Origin of the sequence: Dolichospermum sp. FACHB-1250, from assembly GCF_014696335.1 — a bacterium.
Classification (GTDB): Bacteria; Cyanobacteriota; Cyanobacteriia; order Cyanobacteriales; family Nostocaceae; genus Dolichospermum; species Dolichospermum planctonicum.
The window spans coordinates 1-5,627 of sequence record NZ_JACJPZ010000100.1 but is presented as its reverse complement, the minus strand read 5'-3'; the positions used below and the strand labels follow the sequence as shown (position 1 = coordinate 5,627).

At 31.6% G+C, this 5,627-nt stretch carries 6 protein-coding genes and 1 pseudogene; 2 read left to right on the top strand and 5 right to left on the bottom strand.

The window, feature by feature from the left end; translation table 11 throughout:
- Positions 1-677: 677 nt before the first annotated feature.
- Entirely contained in the window at positions 678-1,220 is a 543-nt protein-coding gene (locus tag H6F39_RS20920; protein WP_370539414.1) for a DUF4277 domain-containing protein, read from the bottom strand.
- A 340-nt stretch (positions 1,221-1,560) separates the two neighbouring features.
- On the opposite strand from H6F39_RS20920, the gene H6F39_RS19990 reads away from it, so the two are divergent.
- Entirely contained in the window at positions 1,561-1,869 is a 309-nt protein-coding gene (locus H6F39_RS19990) for a hypothetical protein (protein WP_190397292.1), read from the top strand.
- A 108-nt stretch (positions 1,870-1,977) separates the two neighbouring features.
- Positions 1,978-2,091, top strand: a pseudogene (locus H6F39_RS19985) (element excision factor XisI family protein); the annotation flags it as partial.
- Between the two features lie 217 nt (positions 2,092-2,308).
- Here the strand turns inward: H6F39_RS19985 and H6F39_RS19980 are convergent.
- From H6F39_RS19980 to H6F39_RS19965, 4 genes are all read right to left on the bottom strand, one after another.
- Entirely contained in the window at positions 2,309-2,773 is a 465-nt protein-coding gene (locus tag H6F39_RS19980) for a PPC domain-containing protein (protein WP_190397291.1), read from the bottom strand.
- A gap of 64 nt (positions 2,774-2,837) precedes the next feature.
- Positions 2,838-3,506 carry a ComF family protein gene (locus tag H6F39_RS19975; RefSeq protein ID WP_190397290.1) on the bottom strand — a complete coding sequence of 223 codons (669 nt, stop codon included), beginning with the start codon at positions 3,504-3,506 and terminating at the stop codon, positions 2,838-2,840.
- The gene (locus H6F39_RS19970; RefSeq protein WP_190397289.1) at positions 3,503-3,979 is read right to left on the bottom strand and encodes a GNAT family N-acetyltransferase; all 477 of its coding nucleotides are present in this window, start codon (positions 3,977-3,979) and stop codon (positions 3,503-3,505) included. The genes H6F39_RS19975 and H6F39_RS19970 overlap by 4 nt, the downstream gene beginning before the upstream one ends.
- Before the next feature lie 149 nt (positions 3,980-4,128).
- On the bottom strand, positions 4,129-5,409 hold the full coding sequence (locus H6F39_RS19965) for an ATP-binding protein (protein ID WP_190397288.1): 1,281 nt from the start codon (positions 5,407-5,409) through the stop codon (positions 4,129-4,131).
- Between the last annotated feature and the right edge of the window lie 218 nt (positions 5,410-5,627).

Here is a 5,627-nt window from a genome sequence, read left to right as displayed (position 1 = left end):
CTCTCATTTCTTGCTTTCTGAATAATAAATTTTTTAATCATCTTGAATTCGGACTCCTTAGGAAACTTTACTTTCTCACACCACCCCCCTTTTAATGATATGTATTCTCATTAAGCTTATTTCTCTTTAATTGATCGTTAGTTATTATGTACTACTATCTCTGCTTTTTTGATCTGTGACAGTTCAGGGTGCGGAATGTGGGTTGTATGGCTACGCCACGCAAGCTATCAAAAATCAAATATTATTCCTATAATTATATGCTGATAATATCAATACATAATTGTAACTTATGTTTATCTAAAAATAAAGTTAAAAACGCCATGAAAATTTCAGAACATTAATTTTATTAATGAACCAAATGGTCTAATTAAAATATTGATAATATTGATAAATCAACTTATATATCTGTAGTAATTACGGCAATTTTCTGGGAGGAATAGGAGAATGTACTTCATTTCTGATGTTAAATTATAAAATTCTCTTTTTTCTTGAAAAGTAACAAGATGAACTGATTAAAAACATTGAAATATCCACCGCATGGTTGGATTGTTTATGGCTTTTCCCAGTTGATTTTTTACAGTATAGTTTAAGGATTTTAAAGCGGCTCTAATTTCTCTTTGTGCTAAAGTATAAACTAGCAAACATAACCCCATTATCATTGCCAAGGCTTCTATTCTTTATGGGCTTTTGAGAAAAATAAGATCTGCTAAAAATAAAGGATTTTTGAGAAAACTAAATCCTCTTTCACATGATTGCTGCGCTTTATATTCAGACAGCATTTTCTCGTTGCTTAGTTCTTTATCTGACAAAAAATTTGTAGCAATTATAAACCTTCCTGCACTTAATTCTTTTTGATTTTTGAAGATTACTTCTGGTAAATTATATTCATATTCTCCATCTACATGAAATGATGTTGAATCCAAGTGTGATGATAAAAGTGATATCTGATATATTTCTACCGTATTTAAACTGACTGCTAAAAATACTGTATCTAGTCCTTTTATAAATAATTTATCTAATACTCTCCCCAACTTATCATCATTGAAATATTCTGGTTTTGCTCCTGCACCAATTAAGTGTTCACAAGCGATTAATTCAAAGAATTTTGGGAACATATATAAAGGCTGTGACATCATGCTTAAGCCGTTCAAAATCATCGCCTTTACTACCTGACCCGCACTGACTTTTTCTTCTGGTTCTGACCCTAGTAAATTATTAATTAGTTCTTATGTACTAAATACATCCCTTTCCTTGGGGTGTGACAGTTGTGGGTGCGGAATGTGGGATTTATTGCTGTTGATTAATACAGATTCATGACATTTATTTTGCCAATATCTTTCATAAGAGCTATTCTGAAAGCTGAAATATAGCTCTTATGAAAGATAATTTTAGCTGGAATGTGGGTTCTAATATTAATTATGAGGCTTAATTATGTAATTATTTCACTGTAAAACTATTGAACCCCTTACTTTAATTGATAGTTGAAGATAGAGGGGAAGTGTGAAGAGTTACTTAATTATAGATATCATAAATACTGAGTTTGAACCGGAGCCTAAAACCATGTTAATAAAGGATAAAATTACTTCTGCTGATCATAATCAACAACTGTTCACTGAACTAACTTCCGCAGATTCTGCGATCATAAGCGGTGGTATTGATGTTCCTACCACTAATACTATTAAGAAGGGAAAGGGAGCAATTCGTGTTGATTTACGAGGTGGGTTAAAAGATCCAGGATTTACAGGTAGATTTGAAAATTGTACCGCAGACTTTGATGATTTCAACGGCACTTTGAACATTACCTGCAACTTAAGTGAGCAAGATGTTAGTGGTGGTCAAGCCCTTTATCATTATAAACCACGAAAATAAAGACAGAGGGATAAATTGAAGATCACTAAGCGTTTCAGAGCAATAATTCAAAACAATGGTTCTGAAACGCTTTAGATATATATGGACTCTACACAACGGCATAATATGACAGAAACTGATATCGGTCAAGAATTAGTTGATAAAGGAGTTCCCGCTTCAGATATTATTCTAGGTTTGCATCCTCCCTATAAATGCCCTTACACTAATTACGGCTTTGCTTAAAATATAATAATTGCAGTGATATCCTGTTTTTCAAGTTTAATTTATTAGGTGACGGTAATCACAAGCGATTTCTTGTAGTACAATTGATGGTAATGATGATCACCCAATTTCTATAGGTTAATCAGGGAATTTATAAAGATCGAAAAATCCAACTTGCTGAAATACCATAAATATGGCGAGATTAACATCAATTAATAGATAGTTTATGCAGAAAATCCTACTTCACAAGTTGCAGTTTTGTCACTTTGAGTTTAAACTTCCCTACCCCAGTTTCCCCAAAAGAACGAACTCGGACAATATAAGTCCCCGTTTCTGTAATGCGGGTAAATAACACAGAGTTACTCGTACCCTCAGGACCATCATCATTTTCTAAAACCGTCGTACCATTGGGAGCTAATAGTGTAATAATAGTGTCGAAATTTTCCGATGATAAATCAACCGCTAAATTATCACCTTTGTTTAATTTGACCGCATAATCACGAGCAAATCCTCCCTGTCCTGTGGGAATATCTTTGTTTGACAAAGTATCAGAAATTTCTGTAAAATCAGTTAAAGGAATGGGACTATATAATTTATTTTGTGTATTTTGTGCGGAAACTGTTTTACTCCCAATCCCTATTATTAGTAATGTGATAGGAATAATTAAAATTTGTCTAAAACCAACTACAAAATTCTTTTTCATAAATTAATTTTCATAAATTAAAATACTTTCCCCATAAATACAGGGTAACTAATCTAATATAGCTTTATTTTTTTTCTTTGTTTGTTGTGGCCACAGCAGCTACACCTAAAACTTTAATTTGATGTATTTCCAGTGTTTTCACAGCAGCTTTCACAGTAGCACCAGTAGTATAAATATCATCCACTAATAATATTGGTATATTGGGAGGACGACGCAAATCTTTACCAATGACAAAAGCATTTGCTAAGTTTTCTTGTCTTTGAACTGCGGATAAGCTAAATTGTGCTTCAGTTTCCTTAATGCGTTCTAAACCATTGACTTTCAATTTGTATCCTGTGACATGACAAAAACCTTCAGCTATTAATGCAGCTTGATTAAAACCTCTTTGTTTTTGTTTTTTCGGGTGCATAGGAATAGGAACAACTAAAAGCTGTTTTTGGGGTTGTGGTGAATTTAATAACCATGATTCTCCTAACCATTGTCCCAAAAGATAACCAATTTGGGGCTGATTTTTATATTTTAAGGCAGCGATCGCTCTTTTGACACCACCACCATAATTTCCCCAAACAAATATTGGTAATGGTTGTTTCCATAAATAAGCGGGATTTTGTTGATGACAACTTTGAACTTGTCTGGTACAATATGGACAAAGTTCCCTGGGTGTAGGACGTTGACACAGAGGACAATCAGACTTGAGAAAAAGATTTAGTAAATTTTGGAATATGTTCATCATAGATACTTTACATAAACTAGATCACATCTGGTAGTTTCTACTCCTGTTGTTGGTAAATAACCATTACTTTCATAAAGTTTAACAGCTGCCGTTAAAATACTAGCAGTTTCAATCCAAATTTGCTCAAACCCACGAGCCGATATCACCGTTTCCAATTGTTGTAATAAAAACTTTCCTAATCCTAAACCCCGCACTTTTGGTAAAAGATACATTTTTCTAATTTCTACCGCTTTTTCGCCGCGATTTATGGGATAATAGGCAGCAGTCCCGACAATTTGATATTCCTGTTCAATTACCCAAAATTCCCCACCTGTTTTTAAATAATATTCTTGAATATTTAATACATCTTTATCTGCTGCTTCCGGTTGCCAAGGTAAACCATATTCTGATAATACAGAACTAATGACTTGGGAGGCTAAGGTGCGATCGCTTTCTTGCCAATTACGAATGATAAAATCTTGGTATTGATACATAAATTTAGTTTATAAAGTTGTATTTTAATTTAGGAAACTTTTATAGTATTCTGAATAATTAGGATCTTTATCTTCGTTAGGATCATCACAAAGTCCAAATTTATACTGATTTGTCTGACTTTGACAAGTAGATTTAAAAAAATTTATACTCATATTTGTTCCTCAATTTCCAGTAAATTATCAAAAAGGTTATTAGTCTCTGCTAAGAAAGAATTGAGATAATTTTCATCAGTAGGTAATCCTTCATAAGTAGAAAGTTTGATAATTTCCCCTGTCTCTGTTAATTCATATACAACTGAATCTTCATCAGATACACAAGATACTTGAGGAACAATATTTTCTAGTTGTTCTTTTAGTAAATTGCTGTTTGGTAAATCTAGAATTTTCTGTAAAACCTGATATCCTTTGATTGCTAATGTCAGATAATTAATAATATAAGGACTGTGGGTAGTAAGAATTAGTGTATTACCTTCTGTAAGGTTAGCAAATTCTAATAATTTATATAAAACGTCTTTTTGCGATTTGGGAAACAGATTTTGTTCTATTTCTTCAACAATATTTAAAAAACATTCATTTTTGTATTTAGAAGATAATACTTCCAAAGCAGCCTTTTTAAGTTCTTCAGAAAGATTATCATTGGATAGAATTCTTTCAATTTCTATTTTTAATCTTTGTTGTTCTTCTCCACTAAGTTCATTTTGGGAAGAATCTTTATTTTGACCAATAGATAACGCAATATTTCTAGAAACTAAAAACAAAGGAATAAAAGACTGAAACCCACTTGAAGATTCGGAAATATTTAATTTATAATCACTTCCTATAATATTTAAAGTATTATTTTTTTGATCAAATTCCAACTTTATATCACCCACTGGTAAAGTCAAACTTTCTGATAATTCCTGTTGTGAACGCTCTAATTCCTCAAAAAAAGTAGATAATGATTGAGGTAATCCTTTTACTTTTTCAGCTTCCTTCACAACACTAAAAAAGTTTCTTTCTGCTGGTACATACATAATTTTAGGTACAATATATTCTTTATATCCTTTGTGAATATTATTACCAATACACATAATATTGAACAATGATGGTGTCATAGGATCAATGTTGAATTTTCCATCTTCAAAAGAAAAATAAAAAGCATTTCCTACATATTTAATTTCAGTTTCTGGCAAGAAATAATTCTTCAAGTTATGATAATTACAATATGTTCTAACAAACCTATTATAGTTTGTTACATATTTTATTTCTAAATTTCTACGATACAACTGTTTTTCTAACCAACTTAATGTTGATATTAACTTAGCAATGCTACTTTTTCCTGTTCCTTGATTACCGATAAAAACAGTAATTTTGCGAATATCTATAAATCCATTATTTTCTGCAAAACCCGACTTAATTGGTCCGAAATTTTTAACTTTTATTTGACTCATATATTATCTTTTATTATCTTTATTTGCTGTATTTACTGCGTTTTATTTTTCTAGCACAAATATTATAATTCAAACTCTGATTAACAATAATTTATTTTTCATAATAAAAACGCCCTCCTTGCGGAGAGCGTTTTTTATTTAACTAGACTCTAGTTATTAACCGTTGATTGCAGGAGCAGTTAAAGCAACAGGAGCAACATCAGCAGCAGCCAAATCTA

Excerpts from the sequence above, each read along its gene's own strand:
- H6F39_RS19990 (WP_190397292.1), top strand. The coding sequence starts at position 1,561 with ATGTTAATAAAGGATAAAATTACTTCTGCTGATCATAATCAACAACTG.
- H6F39_RS19980 (WP_190397291.1), bottom strand. The coding sequence starts at position 2,773 with ATGAAAAAGAATTTTGTAGTTGGTTTTAGACAAATTTTAATTATTCCT.
- H6F39_RS19975 (WP_190397290.1), bottom strand. The coding sequence starts at position 3,506 with ATGATGAACATATTCCAAAATTTACTAAATCTTTTTCTCAAGTCTGAT.
- H6F39_RS19970 (WP_190397289.1), bottom strand. The coding sequence starts at position 3,979 with ATGTATCAATACCAAGATTTTATCATTCGTAATTGGCAAGAAAGCGAT.
- H6F39_RS19965 (WP_190397288.1), bottom strand. The coding sequence starts at position 5,409 with ATGAGTCAAATAAAAGTTAAAAATTTCGGACCAATTAAGTCGGGTTTT.